Raw genomic sequence first — 1,650 nt, 5'->3', positions numbered from 1 at the left:
ATTATCTCAGTAACTATGCGGGATTAAATTCTGTAATGCACCTTAACAATTCTATTTTTTTGTCTTATAATAAACCTGTAAGCACTCATGATTTATGTTTTTATGCATACTAACCGGGCATCTGAAAATAGTGTGCGAGACTAAATTCCACATGCCTTATGTGCAAGACTAAATTCTGGTGCAGTGAAATCTGCCTGTGCTTTACTATTTTATTTTATAAGTTTTGGACTAAGCATAACATCATCAGGTGCGATTGCCTTTAATCCTAATGCTTTGTGCAGTTTGTTGTCCAAGAGTAAAAGAGAGAGTTCATATGGGCTATGTCCATTAAGACTGTCTCTTTTTTCGTTGTTTATGTGATTCATCATAAGTCTGACTTTCTCGTCATTTAAATCAGCGAATGAACTCCCTTTCGGACGGATGTAGCGGATATACTCGTGGTTCTTTTCGCAGGCACCTTTTTGCCAAAAGCTGTATGGATCACAGTAAAAGACCGTCGTGCTTTTACTTCCGTCACAGAATTCCTCCATCTCTTCACGAGCTGAGAATTCTGAACCTCCATCCGTGAGGATCACCGGAAAAAGCTTTTTGAATGCATCCTGTCCTAACACTGTTTCAAGCCATACAAAGACCTCTAACACGCATTCCTGGTCTTGATATTCCAACAGGAACATAAGCATAAGATTGCAGTTGCGGAATGTAAAGGTCAAGAGGGCGCAGCTTTCGCCTTTCATTCCTTCCACGCAGTCCATTTCCACAACATTTATATCTGGATGATCTTTCATATAATTCTGGAAATTTTCGTAGTTATGACCTTGACGATAAGAACGATCTTTTGCACTGGTTTGTGTAGGTTTCTTGCGTTTCTTATAACGTACAGAACGTCTTAAGTCACCATTGCGGACATCGAATACACAATCATTGATGTAGGAGTAAAGTGTTCTTCTGGAGCAACCCAATTCTTCTGCATGAGTAGCATAAATATGACCGATGGACTGATGCTTCTCCTTGATCAATGGAACCAATAAATCATTCATGGATTGAATGCTTTCCGGAGTCTGGTTAATGCCGACTCTGCAATCGACCAGCACGCTACGGTACTCATCATGGGCATATTTGGATGAATAAAACTTTCTGGGCATAAGACAATGGGTCTTTTTACCACAGCCATTACATACGTAGGGAGGTTTATTCAGTTTCTCACATTCAGCTGTCTCATATGCGGGACATATATCAGTGCAGCGAAAGGATGGTTTTCTGCAAAGCTTACAATGAATGCCACACATCTTATCACACAAGCATGTCACCTTACAGTTCTTGCGATGAATACATGGCGGGTGAGTGTAACCTGAATCCGGACGTTCTTTTGTATGTGCGTGGAGACGTACTTCCTTTGATATGGTAGATGGATTTTTACCAATAATTCGTCCAATTTCAGTGAAGCTTTTATTCTCAGTAAGACCTTTCTCGATATCAACACGCTGTTCAAATGTTAAATGTTTCTGATTGCCTTTATTTTTCATAATTATCTCCAATCTGCACAGGCAGGCAATCAGCTGCAAGTACATTATACGGAGTAATGATTATCAAAGACAATATGGCAAATATGTGTGCAAAAGTAACTTCGACCTATATGGAATTTACTCTTGC

The 1,650-nt window shown here is 39.6% G+C and carries 1 protein-coding gene; it reads right to left on the bottom strand.

Going from position 1 to position 1,650, the window contains the following annotated elements; translation table 11 throughout:
• Positions 1–209 precede the first annotated feature (209 nt).
• The gene (locus tag I4V44_RS17365; RefSeq protein WP_070100053.1) at positions 210–1,523 is read right to left on the bottom strand and encodes an IS30 family transposase; all 1,314 of its coding nucleotides are present in this window, start codon (positions 1,521–1,523) and stop codon (positions 210–212) included.
• Positions 1,524–1,650: the final 127 nt, after the last annotated feature.

The sequence above is a fragment of the Blautia sp. 1001283B150304_161114_C9 genome (genome assembly GCF_015668165.1).
Classification (GTDB): Bacteria; Bacillota; Clostridia; order Lachnospirales; family Lachnospiraceae; genus Blautia_A; species Blautia_A wexlerae.
The sequence above is the reverse complement of the archived record's forward strand: the minus strand, read 5'-3'. Positions and strand labels throughout refer to the sequence as shown.